At 65.5% G+C, this 15,017-nt stretch carries 13 protein-coding genes and 1 pseudogene; 4 read left to right on the top strand and 10 right to left on the bottom strand.

The window, feature by feature from the left end; translation table 11 throughout:
• Positions 1-110: 110 nt before the first annotated feature.
• A complete protein-coding gene (locus MAAFP003_RS11045) occupies positions 111-647 on the bottom strand; it encodes an Rv1476 family membrane protein (protein ID WP_341477086.1) in 537 nt (178 codons plus the stop codon).
• Positions 648-909: 262 nt separating this feature from the next.
• Here MAAFP003_RS11045 and acnA point away from each other — a divergent pair, with 262 nt between their 5' ends.
• Positions 910-3,750: an aconitate hydratase AcnA gene (gene acnA, locus MAAFP003_RS11040; protein ID WP_133160840.1), complete on the top strand. Its 2,841-nt coding sequence runs from the start codon at positions 910-912 to the stop codon at positions 3,748-3,750.
• A 28-nt stretch (positions 3,751-3,778) separates the two neighbouring features.
• Positions 3,779-4,363, top strand: a complete 585-nt coding sequence (locus MAAFP003_RS11035) for a TetR/AcrR family transcriptional regulator (protein WP_096286859.1) — start codon at positions 3,779-3,781, stop codon at positions 4,361-4,363.
• Between the two features lie 60 nt (positions 4,364-4,423).
• Here the strand turns inward: MAAFP003_RS11035 and MAAFP003_RS11030 are convergent, their stop codons facing one another.
• The 4 genes from MAAFP003_RS11030 to trxA all read right to left on the bottom strand — a co-directional run bounded on the left by MAAFP003_RS11030 (position 4,424) and on the right by trxA (position 7,584).
• On the bottom strand, positions 4,424-4,615 hold the full coding sequence (locus MAAFP003_RS11030) for a helix-turn-helix domain-containing protein (protein ID WP_096286857.1): 192 nt from the start codon (positions 4,613-4,615) through the stop codon (positions 4,424-4,426).
• Between the two features lie 98 nt (positions 4,616-4,713).
• Positions 4,714-6,342 carry an ABC-F family ATP-binding cassette domain-containing protein gene (locus tag MAAFP003_RS11025; RefSeq protein ID WP_096286855.1) on the bottom strand — a complete coding sequence of 543 codons (1,629 nt, stop codon included), beginning with the start codon at positions 6,340-6,342 and terminating at the stop codon, positions 4,714-4,716.
• 21 nt (positions 6,343-6,363) lie between these two features.
• Positions 6,364-7,173, bottom strand: coding sequence for an enoyl-CoA hydratase (locus MAAFP003_RS11020; RefSeq protein WP_096286853.1), 810 nt, complete (start codon positions 7,171-7,173; stop codon positions 6,364-6,366).
• Between the two features lie 60 nt (positions 7,174-7,233).
• Complete coding sequence (gene trxA / locus MAAFP003_RS11015; protein WP_085221813.1) at positions 7,234-7,584, bottom strand: thioredoxin; 351 nt, start codon at positions 7,582-7,584, stop codon at positions 7,234-7,236.
• 278 nt (positions 7,585-7,862) lie between these two features.
• Here trxA and MAAFP003_RS11010 point away from each other — a divergent pair, with 278 nt between their 5' ends.
• On the top strand, positions 7,863-9,692 hold the full coding sequence (locus MAAFP003_RS11010) for an acyl-CoA dehydrogenase (RefSeq protein WP_096286851.1): 1,830 nt from the start codon (positions 7,863-7,865) through the stop codon (positions 9,690-9,692).
• A 9-nt stretch (positions 9,693-9,701) separates the two neighbouring features.
• On the opposite strand, the gene MAAFP003_RS11005 is transcribed toward MAAFP003_RS11010, so the two are convergent.
• Both MAAFP003_RS11005 and MAAFP003_RS11000 read right to left on the bottom strand, forming a co-directional pair.
• Positions 9,702-10,673, bottom strand: a complete 972-nt coding sequence (locus MAAFP003_RS11005; protein ID WP_096286849.1) for a YihY/virulence factor BrkB family protein — start codon at positions 10,671-10,673, stop codon at positions 9,702-9,704.
• A gap of 91 nt (positions 10,674-10,764) precedes the next feature.
• Complete coding sequence (locus MAAFP003_RS11000; protein WP_096286847.1) at positions 10,765-12,000, bottom strand: mechanosensitive ion channel family protein; 1,236 nt, start codon at positions 11,998-12,000, stop codon at positions 10,765-10,767.
• A gap of 191 nt (positions 12,001-12,191) precedes the next feature.
• On the opposite strand from MAAFP003_RS11000, the gene MAAFP003_RS10995 reads away from it, so the two are divergent.
• Positions 12,192-12,947 (top strand): DUF5666 domain-containing protein, encoded by a 756-nt coding sequence (locus MAAFP003_RS10995; protein ID WP_207768505.1) that lies wholly within the window; start codon positions 12,192-12,194, stop codon positions 12,945-12,947.
• A gap of 7 nt (positions 12,948-12,954) precedes the next feature.
• Here the strand turns inward: MAAFP003_RS10995 and MAAFP003_RS10990 are convergent, their stop codons facing one another.
• From MAAFP003_RS10990 to MAAFP003_RS10980, 3 genes and pseudogenes are all read right to left on the bottom strand, one after another.
• Complete coding sequence (locus MAAFP003_RS10990; RefSeq protein WP_096286845.1) at positions 12,955-13,302, bottom strand: metal-sulfur cluster assembly factor; 348 nt, start codon at positions 13,300-13,302, stop codon at positions 12,955-12,957.
• Positions 13,283-13,754, bottom strand: a pseudogene (gene sufU / locus MAAFP003_RS10985) (Fe-S cluster assembly sulfur transfer protein SufU); the annotation flags it as partial. The gene MAAFP003_RS10990 and the pseudogene sufU, both read right to left, overlap by 20 nt.
• Positions 13,755-13,763: 9 nt before the next feature.
• On the bottom strand, positions 13,764-15,017 hold the full coding sequence (locus MAAFP003_RS10980) for a cysteine desulfurase (protein ID WP_096286841.1): 1,254 nt from the start codon (positions 15,015-15,017) through the stop codon (positions 13,764-13,766).

The following is a 15,017-nucleotide window of genomic DNA, read 5'->3' as shown; positions in this document are numbered from 1 at the left end:
AATCGCAACCCTCTACGTGCGTTTAATGTGACCGAACGGTGACCTACGCGATTTGCCGCGCAGCGTCGTGAGTTCCGCCCGGCCGAATGGGCCGGTTCGGATGTGCGTGGTTAGACGCCCTCGGCCGACTCTTCGTTCGAAGTGGCCGCGGCGTCGACCGAGGTTGCTGACCGCCTAGCGCGCAACTGCAGGAAGCGGGCGCCGACGGCCGCGGCGAGCACGCCGACAAGCAAGAAAATAGTCAGGCCCGTCCACGGGAATTCCGGGGTTTCGAGCTCATGCAAAAAGTGCTGCGCCGAGACCACCGGATTGCCCGTCTTGGCGATGTCTTCGCCGGCCTCGAGCGTGACGCGCGGGAACTGCGTGCTGTAGGTGCCGACGAAGTTCGGGCTCAGCGTCAAGACCGTGGCGTCGTGATAGTCGGCGCCGACGACGGTGGAGATATCGCGCAGCGGCGTGTCGTTCGGCGGGTTGTGATCGAGTAACACGATTTTCAGGTTGATGCCGGCGGCATGCGCTTGATCGACAACGACGAGCAGGGCCGGCATGACGTCCGGTGGCGCGCTGACCCCGGACGCGGCGACCTGCGCTTTGATGGCCGTCATGTTGACGTCTTGCGGAATGTAGGCAGGCAGCACCGGCTGCAAAAAGAAGGTGGTCTGCGGTAGTTGCTCGAACGAACCTTGCGCGGTCACTGTGTGCCTCCTCCCGCCGAACAGCCCAGGTGCTACAGGCACCGTACGCGAACAGTAGGGAAAAGGGGTTTCAACCCGGCCCCTGGCCGACAAGACTGGAAATTGGTGTGCCGCTGTATTGCAGGACAAGCGTACTGTTAAAGTTGGCATGATCGTTCGGACGATCCGCCGACACAGCCCCGTCGACGGAAGAACTTAATCCCAGGGAGTTGATGTGACCAGCAAAGAATCTGTGAACTCGTTCGGAGCCCGCGACACCCTGAAGGTCGGCGACAAGAGTTACCAGATCTACCGTCTCGACGCCGTACCCAATACCGAGAAACTCCCCTACAGCCTGAAGGTTCTTGCCGAGAACCTGTTGCGCAACGAAGACGGCGCCAACATCACCAAGGACCACATCGAGGCGATCGCGAATTGGGATCCCAACGCGGAGCCCAGCATTGAGATCCAATACACCCCAGCACGCGTGGTCATGCAGGACTTCACCGGCGTGCCGTGCATCGTCGACCTGGCCACGATGCGCGAGGCCATCGGCGACCTGGGCGGTAAGGCGGAGAAGGTCAACCCGCTGGCGCCGGCCGACCTGGTGATCGACCACTCGGTGATCGCAGACCTGTTCGGCACCGCCGACGCCTTCGAGCGCAACGTCGAGATCGAGTACGAACGCAACGGCGAGCGTTACCAGTTCCTGCGCTGGGGGCAGGGCGCCTTCGACGACTTCAAGGTCGTCCCGCCCGGCACCGGCATCGTGCACCAGGTCAACATCGAATACCTGGCCAGCGTTGTGATGACCCGCGCAGACGACGCGGGAGAAATAACCGCCTACCCCGACACCTGCGTGGGTACCGACTCGCACACCACGATGGTCAACGGCCTCGGCGTGCTCGGCTGGGGCGTGGGCGGCATCGAGGCCGAGGCAGCGATGTTGGGCCAGCCCGTGTCGATGCTGATCCCGCGCGTCGTCGGTTTCAAGCTGACCGGCGAGATTCAGCCGGGCGTCACCGCCACCGATGTCGTGCTCACCGTCACCGAGATGTTGCGTAAGCACGGAGTGGTCGGCAAGTTCGTCGAGTTCTACGGCAAGGGTGTTTCGGAAGTGCCGTTGGCCAACCGCGCCACGCTCGGCAACATGAGTCCCGAATTCGGTTCCACCGCAGCGATTTTCCCGATCGATGAGGAGACCATCTCCTACCTGAAGTTCACCGGCCGCACCGATGAGCAACTGGCACTGGTCGAGGCCTACGCCAAAGAGCAGGGCATGTGGCACGACCCGACGCATGAGCCGGCGTTCTCCGAGTACCTCGAGCTCGACCTGTCCACGGTGGTGCCGTCGATCGCCGGCCCCAAGCGCCCGCAGGACCGAATCCCGTTGTCGCACGCCAAGCCGACCTTCCGCGAGCAGATCCTCAGCTACGTCGACGGTGACGAGGACGGACAGCAGGGCTACTCGAAACTGGACGAGGCGGTCGAGGAGACCTTCCCGGCCAGCGATCCCGGCGCGGTGTCGAACGGACACGCCGACGACGTTGTCCAGGTGCATTCGGCCGCATCGCATTCCCAGGGCCGCCCCAGCAACCCGGTGACGGTGCGCTCCGACGAGCGTGGCGAATTCGTGCTCGACCACGGCGCGGTGGTGATCGCCGCGGTCACGTCGTGCACGAACACCTCCAACCCGGAGGTGATGCTGGGCGCAGCGCTGTTAGCCCGCAACGCGGTCGAGAAGGGTCTGACTTCCAAGCCGTGGGTGAAGACCACGATGGCGCCGGGTTCTCAGGTCGTCAACGACTACTACGACAAGGCCGGGCTGTGGCCGTACCTGGAGAAGCTCGGCTTCTATCTGGTCGGCTACGGGTGCACCACGTGCATCGGTAACTCGGGCCCGCTGCCCGAGGAGATCTCGAAAGCCATTAACGACAACGATCTTTCGGTGACCGCGGTGCTGTCGGGCAACCGGAACTTCGAAGGCCGCATCAACCCGGACGTCAAGATGAACTACCTGGCGTCGCCGCCGTTGGTGGTGGCCTACGCGCTGGCCGGGACCATGGACTTCGACTTCGAGAGTCAGCCGCTCGGGGCAGATAAAGAAGGCAACGACGTCTTCCTCAAGGACATCTGGCCGTCGCAGAAAGACGTCTCCGACACCATCGCCTCGGCGATCAACTCCGAGATGTTCACCAAGAGCTACGGCGACGTGTTCAAGGGCGACGAAAGGTGGCGCAACCTGCCCACCCCGAGCGGCAATACCTTTGAGTGGAACGCGGATTCGACCTATGTGCGCAAGCCCCCGTACTTCGAGGGCATGCCCGCCGAGCCGGAGCCGGTCGGCGACATCACCGGCGCCCGGGTGCTGGCCCTGCTGGGCGATTCGGTGACCACCGACCACATCTCCCCCGCCAGCAGCATCAAGCCGGGCACGCCGGCGGCGCAGTACCTCGACGAGCACGGCGTGGACCGCAAGGACTACAACTCCTTCGGGTCGCGGCGCGGCAACCATGAGGTGATGATCCGCGGCACGTTCGCCAACATCCGGCTGCGCAACTTGCTGCTCGACGACGTGTCCGGCGGGTATACCCGCGACTTCACCCAGGACGGTGCTCCGCAGGCCTTCATCTACGACGCGGCGCAAAACTATGCGGCACAAAACATTCCGCTGGTGGTGCTGGGCGGCAAGGAGTACGGGTCGGGCTCGTCGCGAGACTGGGCGGCCAAGGGGACACGGCTGCTGGGCGTGCGGGCGGTGATCGCCGAGTCGTTCGAGCGCATCCACCGCTCCAACCTGATCGGCATGGGCGTCATCCCGCTGCAGTTCCCCGAGGGCAAGACGGCTCAGGAGCTCGGGTTGGACGGCACCGAGATCTTCGAGATCACCGGGATCGACGCGCTCAACGACGGCAAGACGCCGAAGACGGTGCACGTCAAGGCCGTCAAGGAGTCCGGCGGGGACGACGTCGAGTTCGACGCCGTGGTGCGCATCGACACCCCGGGTGAGGCCGACTACTACCGCAACGGCGGCATCTTGCAGTACGTGCTGCGCAATATGCTGAAGTCCGGCTAGCCCCCGAGCCGACCAAAGCCCTGGCCAAATGCCAAAAGTCAGCGAGGACCATCTGGCGGCCCGGCGCCGCCAGATCCTCGACGGTGCTCGTCGTTGCTTCGCCGAACACGGGTACGACAGAGCCACGGTCCGGCGGCTGGAGCAGTCGATCGGGATGTCGCGTGGCGCGATCTTCCACCACTTCCGGGATAAGGACGCACTGTTCTTCGCGCTCGCGCACGAGGACGCCGAGCGGATGGCCGACGTCGCGTCTCGCGAAGGGCTGATCCAGGTGATGCGCGACATGCTCGCCGCACCCGAGCAGTTCGATTGGCTGGCCACCCGTTTGGAGATCGCGCGCAAGCTGCGCAACGACCCCGCGTTCAGCCGCGGTTGGTCGGAGCGCTCCGCGGAACTAGCGGCCGCCACCCACGATCGATTGCAACGGCAGAAGGAAGCACACCGGGTGCGCGATGACGTACCCGGTGACGTGTTGCAGTGCTACCTGGAACTGGTCCTGGACGGGCTGGTGGCCCGGCTGGCCTCCGGCGAAGATCCGCAGCGACTGGCCGCCGTTCTCGATCTCGTCGAGAACTCGGTGCGCCGCAACGATTCTGGGCCTCAGCAGGCCTAAGCGCACGGCACTGCGCTCCTCGCACGCAGTGCCGTTGGTCGGGGCGATGCCCTACTGGTTCTAGCGGTGCCGAGCCGTGTGGTTGGGCCCGCCGCGGCTGCGCATCGTGGTACCCGACTCGCGCAGCATGCTGTGAATCGACCCGTACGACCTGCCGGTATTGGCGACGAGCGTCCGAATGCTCGCGCCACCCTCGTAGGCGGTGCGCAACTCGTCCAACAACTCGGTGCGCATCTCTTTGGACTTTGACACTGACCCCTCCACGCTTGAAACTCAGACCCAAGCACCAAGAGTAAGAACCAGTTGTCGTATGCGTGTCGATTTCGACGAATTGGCGTGCGATGACTAGCTCAGGCGAGCTCGATCAGGTCCCGGTATTCCTCAGACCAATAGTCCTCGGTGCCGTCGGGCAGCAGGACAACGCGTTGCGGGTCCAGCGCTTCGGCCGCTCCGGGATCGTGTGTCACCAGCACCACCGCGCCTTGATAGCTGCGCAGCGCGTCGAGCACCTGTTCCCGCGACGCGGGATCCAGGTTGTTGGTCGGTTCGTCGAGCAGCAAGACGTTGGCCGTGGATGCCACCAGACCGGCCAACGCAAGTCGCGTCTTCTCACCACCGGACAGGGTGCCGGCCGGCTGCTCGAGCTGCGGGCCGCTGAACATGAACGCGCCGAGCAGGCCGCGCAGGTCCTGTTCGCCGGACTCGGGCGCGGCGTGGCGGATGTTCTCCCACACCGTCGCGTCGTTGTCGATGGTGTCGTGCTCCTGCGCGAAATAGCCCATCCGCAAACCGTGCCCAGGCTCGAGCCCTCCGGTGTCGGGCTTCTCGGTGCCGGCCAGCAGGCGTAGCAGCGTCGTCTTGCCCGCACCGTTGAGTCCCAGTACCACCACGCGCGAACCGCGGTCGATGGCCAGGTCGACGCCGGTGAAGACCTCGAGCGATCCGTAGGACTTGCTCAACCCCTTGGCCACCAGCGGGGTGCGCCCGCAGGGAGCCGGCGTCGGGAACTTGATCCGGGCGACCTTGTCGGCGACGCGTTCGTCGTCGAGGGCGGCCATCATCCGATCGGCACGACGCAACATGTTTTGTGCCGCAACGGCTTTGGTGGCCTTCGCACCCAGCTTGGCGGCCTGCGAACGCAGCGCGGTGGCTTTGCGTTCGGCGTTGGCGCGTTCCCGGCGGCGACGTTGCTCGTCGGTGGCCCGGGCGTCGAGGTACTTCTGCCAGGTCATGTTGTAGACGTCGGCCTCACCGCGCACGGCATCGAGAAACCACACCCGGTTGACGACGTCGGCGAGCAATTCGACGTTGTGGCTGATGACCACCAGGCCGCCGGTGTGGGACCGCAGGAAATCCCGCAGCCAGCCAATCGAATCCGCGTCGAGGTGGTTGGTCGGCTCGTCGAGCAGCAACGTGGTCGAGGATCCCGATCCCGCATCGGAGGCGGCGAACAGGATGCGCGCCAGCTCCACCCGGCGGCGCTGACCGCCGGACAGGGTGCGCAGCTGCTGCGTCATGACCCGTTCCGGCAGACCAAGACTCGCGCAGATCCGGCCTGCTTCGCTCTCGGCGCCGTAACCGCCCAGCGCGACGAACCGCTCCTCCAGCTGGCCGTACCGGCGAATCGCACGGTCGCGCGCCTCGTCGTCGGCGACCTCGGCCATCAACGCCTGTTGCTTCTCCAGATCGGTGAGCAGCACGTCCAGCCCGCGCGCCGACAGCACCCGGTCGCGAGCCAACACGTCGAGATCGCCCTCTTTGGGATCCTGTGGCAGGTAACCGATTTCGCCGGTGCGGACGACGGACCCGGCGTACGGTTCGCTTTCCCCGGCCAGGATGCGCAGGGTCGTGGTCTTGCCCGCGCCATTGCGCCCGACCAGCCCGATGCGGTCGCCGGGCTGGATCCGAAGGTCGGGGCCGTCGGGTGAGAGCAAGATGCGCGCACCAGCGCGGACCTCAAGGTCCGTAGCGGTGATCACGATCGCTCTCCTCTGGGCACGTTATTTCTCGTCGGTGAATACCGGGGGCCGCCGCTCTGCGCGCGCAGTAACCGCTTCTTCGAAGTTCGCGGTGAGCAGGCGGACGAAAAGCTGTCCCAAGCCTTCGGTTTGCATGTGCCCTTCCAGGCTACCGGCGTCCAGTCCACTCCACAGTGTGCGCTTGGTCAACTCGACTCCGGGCCGGGAGAATGCGGCGATCCGCGCGGCGATCGCATAGCACGTGTCCAGCAACTGGCCCTCGGGCACCTGACAGGACACCAGCCCGATACGCTCGGCCTCCTCGGCGGTCACGTCGCGGCCGGTGAGCATGATCTCGAAAGCCCGCGACGCGCCGATGGCCCTGGGCAACAGGTAGGACAAACCCAGTTCGCTCGCGGTCAGACCGTTGTTGATGCCCGCGGCCCGGAAATAGGCGTTGGTGGAGGCCACCCGGATGTCGGCGGCCAGCGACAGGCACAAACCACCGCCGATGGCCGCGCCGTTGACCGCCGCGATGACCGGCTGGTGCATCCGCCGCAGCGCCAGAATGACGTCGTCGAGCAGCTCCATGGAGCGCAGCGCATACGTCGGGCGGGTCAGCCCGTCCACGTTCGGCACCGCGCCCGCGGACTTGTGATCGGCACCCGAGGAGAATCCCCTGCCCGCCCCGGTCAGCACCACGACTCGCACGGAGTTGTCGTACGTGACCTCTTCCAGCGCGCCCTTCAGCGGGACCATGACGTCGAACGCCATCGAATTCATCCGCTCGGGCCGGTTGAGAGTGATCAAGGCCACGCCGGGCCGCGGGTGTTCAACGAGTACCAAACTCACCCGTGAACGGTATCGCGGACGTTGCTAGAGACCTATTCGGCGGCTTGGATCAAGGTTGGATCAAGCTTGATCGGCCTGAGCCGCCTCGACGTCGAAGTCCCTGATTTGCTGCACCAAGTCTTCCAGCGCCGCCGGCGGCAGGGCACCCGGCTGGTTGAACAGCAGTTTGCCCTTCTTGAAGGCCATCAGCGTCGGAATCGACCGAATCTGAGCGGCGGCGGCGAGCTGTTGTTCGGCTTCGGTGTCCACCTTGGCGTGGACGATGTCGGGGTGCTTCTCCGACGACGCCTGGAAGGTGGGTCCGAACTGGCGGCAGGGCCCGCACCAGGAAGCCCAGAAGTCGACCAGCACGATGTCGTTGTTTTCGATGGTCGCGTTGAACTGCTCCGCAGTGAGATCCTGTGTTGTCACATTTCGCCTAACGCCGGGTACTGCTCGGATGTTCCCGCGCGAATGTCGACCATTGGCGCACCCCCATCCTGCTCCGGCCAGCGGCGATTGGCCAGCGCGACGGCACCTACCGCAGCGCCGGAACAGTGACGCGGGTCGATCTTCCCAATGAACAGTTGGGTTTTCGTTTGCGGGCGACGACGGTGAGTGCTGCGAGGTTACGGTTGCGGAGGTTTTCCCCGCTCGGACAGACTTAGGGCTGATGATCCGACCCCGGATGGACCAGTTGAGGAGATGTCTTGGGCCACTACATCGCTAACGTCCGTGATCTCGAGTTCAACATCTTCGAAGTGCTCGAGGTAGACGCGATTCTCGGTGCCGGGCAGTACAGCGAACTGGACGCCGACACGGTGCGCACCATCTTGTCCGAAGCCGCTCGCCTGGCCGAGGGGCCGGTCGCCGAGACTTTCGCGTTCGCCGACCGTAACCCGCCGGTGTTCGACCCCAACGCGCACACCATCAGCGTGGCACCCGAGTTGGCCAAGACCGTGCGGGCGATCAAGGACGCCGAATGGTGGCGGCTGGGCCTGGCCGAAGACATCGGTGGCATGCCCGCGCCGCCGCCGCTGGCCTGGGCGGTCAACGAGATGATCTTCTGCGCCAACCCGTCGGCAAGCTTCTTCTGCCTGGGTCCCTTTATGGCACAAGCACTTTGGGCCGAGGGCGACGAGGAGCAGAAGCGTTGGGCGGCAGAGGGTGTCGAGCGCGGCTGGGCCGCCACGATGGTGCTCACCGAACCCGATGCGGGCTCCGATGTCGGTGCGGGACGCAGCAAGGCGATCGAGCAACCGGACGGCACCTGGCACATCGAGGGCGTCAAGCGGTTCATCTCCGGGGGTGACGTCGGAGACACCGCCGACAACGTTTTTCATCTCGTGCTGGCCCGCCCGGAAGGTGCCGGCCCCGGCACCAAGGGGCTGAGCCTGTTCTACGTGCCCAACTACCTGTTCGACCCCGACACGTTCGAACTCGGAGCGCGCAACGGGGTTTTCGTGACGGGACTCGAACACAAAATGGGCATCAAGTCGTCGCCGACCTGCGAGGTGACGTTCGGCGCCACGGATGTGCCCGCCGTGGGTTATCTGGTCGGCGGCGTGCACAACGGGATCGCGCAGATGTTCACCGTGATCGAGCACGCGCGCATGACCATCGGCGTCAAGGCCGCCGGCACGCTCTCCACGGGCTACCTCAACGCGCTGGCCTACGCCAAGGAACGGGTGCAGGGCGCCGATCTGACTCAGATGACCGATAAGACCGCGCCGCGGGTCACGATCATGCACCACCCCGATGTGCGCCGCAGCCTGATGACCCAGAAGGCTTATGCCGAAGGACTGCGGGCGCTATACATGTATGCCGCGGCGCATCAAGATGATGCGCTGGCACAACAAGTTTCGGGCGCCGACCACGAAATGGCACACCGCGTCGACGATCTGCTGCTGCCCATCGTCAAGGGCGTGAGCTCGGAGCGGGCGTACGAGGTCCTGACCGAGTCGTTGCAGACGCTGGGCGGCTCGGGCTTCCTGCAGGACTACCCGCTGGAGCAGTACATCCGCGACTCCAAGATCGACTCGCTCTACGAGGGCACCACCGCGATCCAGGCCCTGGACTTCTTCTTCCGCAAGATCGTCCGCGACCACGGCGCGGCGCTGCAGTTTGTCACCGCGCAGATCAGCAACACCATCGACACCTGCGACGAGGCGTTGAAAGCGCAAGCGCAGGCAGTGCAAACCGCCCTCGACGAGGTCACGGCGATGACGGGCGCGTTGACCGGTTACCTGATGTCCGCGACGCAGCACCCCACCGAGATTTACAAGGTGGGCCTCGGTTCGGTGCGCTATCTGCTCGCGATGGGCGACCTGCTGATCGGCTGGCGGCTGCTGGTGCAGGCCGGCGTCGCGCACGCGGCGCTGGGCGACAACCCCGCCGAGAAGGACGTGGCGTTTTATCAGGGCAAGATCGCGACGTCGGCGTTCTTCGGCAAGAACATGCTGCCGAAGCTGACCTCGCTGCGCCGCGTCATCGAATCCATCGACGACGACGTCATGCGTATTTCCGAAGACGCGTTCTGATATCCGCCGCTACGGCGTCACGGGTCGGTTGACGTCGTTGAACCTGACGATCACCCGCTCGAGCCGTTTGACGCGTTCGGCTTTCGCCCGCTTGGTGTAGATCCGGCGATCGGCCGGCGTGAGTTCGGCGTCGTCACTGAATGCGCTGAGCAACGCGCGCGGGTACAGCCGCTCGACCAGCACGACGTTCATCTCGGCGCACAGCACCAGCGTCGTCGACACCAGATACAGGAACGCCAGCAACCCCAGCACCAATGCGAAGACACTGTTGGTGGCGCTGGCCGTCTTGACCGTGTGCTGGATATAGCCGGCGCCGAACCACTGCAATATCTGCCAAATGAACGCTGCCGCAACAGCTCCCGGCAGCACCTGCCGATAGGTGAGTTCCCTTGACGTGGTCACCCTGAAGGCCACCAGGCAGATCATTGTGTTGACCGCCACGGCTGTGAGCGTGATGCCGATCTTTCCGAAGACGCCCAATTCCTGAGTCGTCTGGGCGATCCCGGACAGCACGGTCGCCGCGATCACGGCCGAACCGAGCACGAACAACAAGCCGAAGCTGCGCACGCGGGCCCGAATCGGGTTGGGACGCTTGTTCTTCGGCACGGCCCACACCGAGTCCATGGCGTTTTGCACGGCTTGGCCGACGCCCAGCCCACCGTAGAGCGCACCCAGGATCCCGACCACCACGGCGACCGTCCCCCCGCTGAGCCCTTCGGGCTGATGCAGCTGGCTGCCGATCACGGGGAACTGGCTCAGGGTGCTGTGCAGCACCTGCTCCTGCAGGTCGGGGCGACCGGCGAGCACCACACCCAACCCGGTCGTCAACAACAACAGCATCGGAAACAGCGACACGAAGCCGTAGTAGGTGATCAGCGCGGCCAGATAGCCGCCTTGGTCATCGAGATATTTGTAGATGACCGCGACGGTCACACTCACGCCGCGGTTCCGTCGCTGCAAATCATCCAGCCAGCCGAGCATCGCCGATCACTCATCCCCCCACAAACCCAACTCGACATGAGATGAGCCGGGCATACCCCAATCCGGCGCCGGTCAACCACCCCCAGCGACGTCAGTCGCCGCGCGATCGCGCGCCGGCGAAATCCCGTCCGTCGACGCGGTCGTCGTCGTCCGGACCCTCGAAGACGTGGCTGCGCTGTTCGGCGCCGGGACTACCGCTGAACAGTGCGGAATCCGCCCGGGGCACCGCCGCCGTCTGCGGCACGACGTCGTCGGCGCCGAGCGTGGGAGCGGGCTCGATCCGGCGCCGCGGCAACGCGCCCGGCTGGGCGTCCTGCAGCCACCGGACGATGCCCTCGCGTACGTCACACCGCAGGTCGAACAGTGCTCCGGCGTTCGGGGCGCTCACCAGCATCCGCACCCGCACATAGCCATTCACCGCGTCGGTCACCTGGAGCACGCCAACCCGGTTGTCCCACAGTTTATTCGAGCGCAACAGCCGATCCAGTTCGGCGCGCATGGCGTCCAACGAAACGGCGAAATCGACGTCGAGTTCGACCGTGCCGAGCAGCGCGGTGGCGTTGCGCGTCCAGTTTTGATACGGCGTCTTGGTGAAGTAAGTGGTCGGCAACACCAGCCGCCGCTCATCCCACAGGTGCACGACGACGTAGGTGAGCGTGATCTCCTCGATACGGCCCCACTCGCTCTCCAGCACCACCACGTCGCCCACCCGAATGGCGTCGGAGAACGCGATCTGAATTCCGGCGAACATCGCCCCCAGCGAGGTCTGGGCGGCCAGCCCCGCCACCACGGACAAAACCCCGGCCGAGGCGAACAGCGTCTTGCCGACGTTGCTGAACGACGGGAAGGTCATCAGCACCGCGGCCATGCCGAGCACCACGACCAGCGCAACGACCAACCGGCGCAGCAGCGTGATCTGGGTGCGTATCTTGCGCCGATGCCGGTCGGCCTCCGCGATGTCCATGTCTCCTCCCGCGAAGCGCGCGATCGCGCGGCGCTCGGCGACGAAGATCAGGCTGGCGATCAGCCAGGTATTGGTGGCCGTCAGCGCGATCATCAGGACGTGGTCCAGGTAGCCGCGCCACAGCGCCGACGAGGCCGAGGTGTGGTGCACCGCGGTGGTCGCGGCGATCACCATCAGGATCGCGCGCAGCGGCCGTCGAGTCAGCACGTCGATGTCGTCGATGATCGCGCTGCGGCCCTTGAATCGCTGCAACACCCAGGACAACGCCATCCCGACCGCGTAGGCGATGGCCACGGCGCCGACCACCCAGGCGACGTTGAGGGCGACGTGGGTCAGGGCTGCAAGCGGAATCGCTTTCGACATCAAAAAGTGTGCTCCTGAGATTGGGGAAACGATCCAGTACGCCTTCCCCTAACACGCCGCCAAAAAACCGATACGAGAAGGTATTTGGCACTGAGATTGAAGTCACAGCCGGCCGCTGGGATTTTCACACAGGTCCGGCACAGCTGGATCCGGTAAACGTTGGGACCAACACCACGATTGGAGAAACGTTGATGCCTGCCAGCTCTCATCAGTCTCGGTTCGCCCGGTTCGCGTTGCTCGCGGTCACCGGCGTCACCGCGGCATCCGCCGTGGCGTGTGGTTCGTCGCACCCGGCCGGCCCGTCCTCGTCGCCGGGCACCACGAGTAGTGCTTCCTCACCGGCGACGACGTCTGCCCCGCCGCCGGCCGCCGGCCAGGCCCGGGTGCGTGGCCTGATCGCATCGGTGTCGGGAAACACCGCTCAGGTCACCGGGGAAAAGGGCAATGCCGCAGTGGCTTTCACGACGTCGACCAAGGTCACCGAGGTCACCGCGGCGGCGCTGCGTGACGTCACGGCCGGAAGCTGCGTGGTCGTGCGTCCCGCGCAACGGGACTCCCAGCCCGATCAACCGCTCACCGCGGCGTCCGTGCGGGTGAGCTCCGCCGTCGACGGGAAATGCCCGTCGGGCAACGCCCCCGGCGGCTCGACAACTCCCCCGCCGGGCGCTGGGGACAAGCACCCGGCGGTGCGGGGTACCGTGGCGTCCGTCGCGGGTAACACGATCACCGTCACCGGTGCCGGTTCGCAGACCCCGGTAACGGTCACGGACCAAACGCGGTACACCAAGCAGGCCGGTGCCGACACTCAGGCCATCGCGCAAGGCAAATGCATGACCGCGCAAGGCAATCAAGACGGCAGTGGCACGCTACAAGCGACGACCATCGACCTGCGCCCCGCCCACGACGGCAAATGCCCGGGCAGAAAGCCCGCAGGCCACCGCGGTTGAGCGGCGGCTAAACGGTGAAGCCGAGGGCACGCAGCTGCTCGCGTCCGTCCTCGGTGATCTTGTCCGGACCCCACGGCGGGTTCCACACCCAGTTGATCCGCAGGTCGTTGACCAGACCGCTGCCGACCAGCGCGCTACGCGACTGGTCCTCGATCACATCGGTCAGCGGGCAGGCCGCCGACGTCAGCGTCATGTCGATGGTCGCGACCTTTCCCTCGTCGCCGTCCTCGACGTTGAGGCCGTAGACCAGCCCCAGATCGACGACGTTGATGCCGAGCTCGGGGTCGACGACATCGCGCATCGCCTCCTCGAGGTCGGCGATGAATTCCTGGTCGGGTGCGGTGGTTTCGCTCATCGTTGGTCCTCCTCGAAAGAATGGCTGGCCTGGGCCAGTGCGTCTTTGCAAGCCATCCACCCCAGCAGAGCACATTTCACCCGGGCCGGGTACTTGGCAACTCCGGCGAAGGCGATGCCGTCGCCGAGGACATCCTCGTCGCCCTCGACGGTTCCCCGCGACGAGACCATCTCGGTGAACGCGGTGATGGTCTTCAGTGCCTCCCCCACGCTCTGGCCGATCACCTGCTGGGTGAGCACCGAGGTGGCCGCCTGGCTGATCGAACAGCCTTGTCCGTCGTAGGAAACATCGGCGACGGTCTGGCCGTCGTCGGACAACGTCACCCGCAGCGTGACCTCGTCGCCGCAGATCGGGTTCACGTGATAGACCTGCGCGCCGAACGGCTCGCGCAGTCCGCGATGCTGCGGATGCTTGTAGTGATCCAGGATCACGTCCTGATACATCTGCTCCATGCGCACGGTTCACACCCCGCCGAAGAACTCTATGGCCCGGCGCACGCCGGCCACCAGCCGCTCGACCTCGTCGGCGGTGTTGTACACCGCGAACGACGCCCGCGCCGTCGCGGCGACACCGAATCGGCGGTGCAGCGGCAACGCGCAGTGGTGCCCGACCCGCACCGCGACGCCCTCGTCGTCGAGCACCTGCCCAACGTCGTGAGCGTGCACGCCGTCGACGACGAATGCGATTGGCGATCCCCGGTTTTCCATCGCGGTGGGTCCGACGATGCGCACCGCGCTGATAGCGGACAGGCCGTCGAGGGCCGCGGCGACCAGCTCGTTCTCGTGAGCTTGCACGGCGTCCATTCCGAGTTGACTCAGGTAACGCGCCGCCGCGCCCAGCCCCACCACCTGGGAAGTCATCGGAGTGCCCGCCTCGAACCGCTGCGGCGGCGCGGCATAAGTCGTGCCTTGCATCGTGACCGTCTCGATCATCGAACCACCGGTGATAAAAGGCGGCGCCGCCTCGAGCAACTCACGGCGGCCGTACAGCACACCGATCCCGTTGGGGCCCAGCATCTTATGACCGGAGAATGCCCCGAAGTCGACATCGAGTGCGCGGAAGTCGACGGGCTGATGCGGCACCGACTGGCAAGCGTCCAGTACGGTCAGCGCACCCACCCCCTTGGCCCGGGCGACCAGCTCGTCCACCGGCGCCACCGCACCGGTCACGTTCGAGTGATGGCTGAACGCAACGACTTTCACGCGCTCGTCGAGTTCCAGCGAGTCCAGGTCGATACGCCCGTCGTCGGTCACGCCGTACCACCGCAGCGTCGCCCCGGTGCGCCGGGCCAGCTCCTGCCACGGGACCAGGTTGGCGTGATGTTCGAGCTCGGTGGTGACGATGACGTCGCCTGCACCGACGGCCCACTCGAATCGCTTGTCGCCCAGCACATATGACAGTAGGTTCAGCGATTCGGTGGCGTTCTTGGTGAAGACCAGCTCTTGGGTGCCGGCGCCGACGAACGCCGCGATGTCGGCCCGGCCCTCCTCGTAAGCGTCGGTGGCCTCTTCCATCAGCTGATGCGCGCCGCGGTGCACGGCGCCGTTGGAGGTCAACAGAAATTCCCGCTCGGCGTCGAGCACCTGCAGCGGGCGTTGCGAAGTCGCACCGGAATCCAGATACGCCAGCTGCTTTCCCCCGCGCATGATGCGCTTGAGGATCGGAAAATCAGCACGGATCGCCGCGACGTCCAGTGGATTCACGGAGGCCGCCAT

It is taken from the genome of Mycobacterium ahvazicum, from assembly GCF_900176255.2.
Taxonomy (GTDB): Bacteria; Actinomycetota; Actinomycetes; order Mycobacteriales; family Mycobacteriaceae; genus Mycobacterium; species Mycobacterium ahvazicum.
The sequence above is the reverse complement of the archived record's forward strand: the minus strand, read 5'-3'. Positions and strand labels throughout refer to the sequence as shown.

Coding starts and splice junctions, on each gene's coding strand:
- MAAFP003_RS10980 (WP_096286841.1), bottom strand. CDS start 15,017: ATGGCGGCCTCCGTGAATCCACTGGACGTCGCGGCGATCCGTGCTGAT.
- MAAFP003_RS11005 (WP_096286849.1), bottom strand. CDS start 10,673: ATGCTCGGCTGGCTGGATGATTTGCAGCGACGGAACCGCGGCGTGAGT.
- MAAFP003_RS10995 (WP_207768505.1), top strand. CDS start 12,192: ATGCCTGCCAGCTCTCATCAGTCTCGGTTCGCCCGGTTCGCGTTGCTC.
- MAAFP003_RS10990 (WP_096286845.1), bottom strand. CDS start 13,302: ATGAGCGAAACCACCGCACCCGACCAGGAATTCATCGCCGACCTCGAG.
- MAAFP003_RS11035 (WP_096286859.1), top strand. CDS start 3,779: ATGCCAAAAGTCAGCGAGGACCATCTGGCGGCCCGGCGCCGCCAGATC.
- MAAFP003_RS11000 (WP_096286847.1), bottom strand. CDS start 12,000: ATGTCGAAAGCGATTCCGCTTGCAGCCCTGACCCACGTCGCCCTCAAC.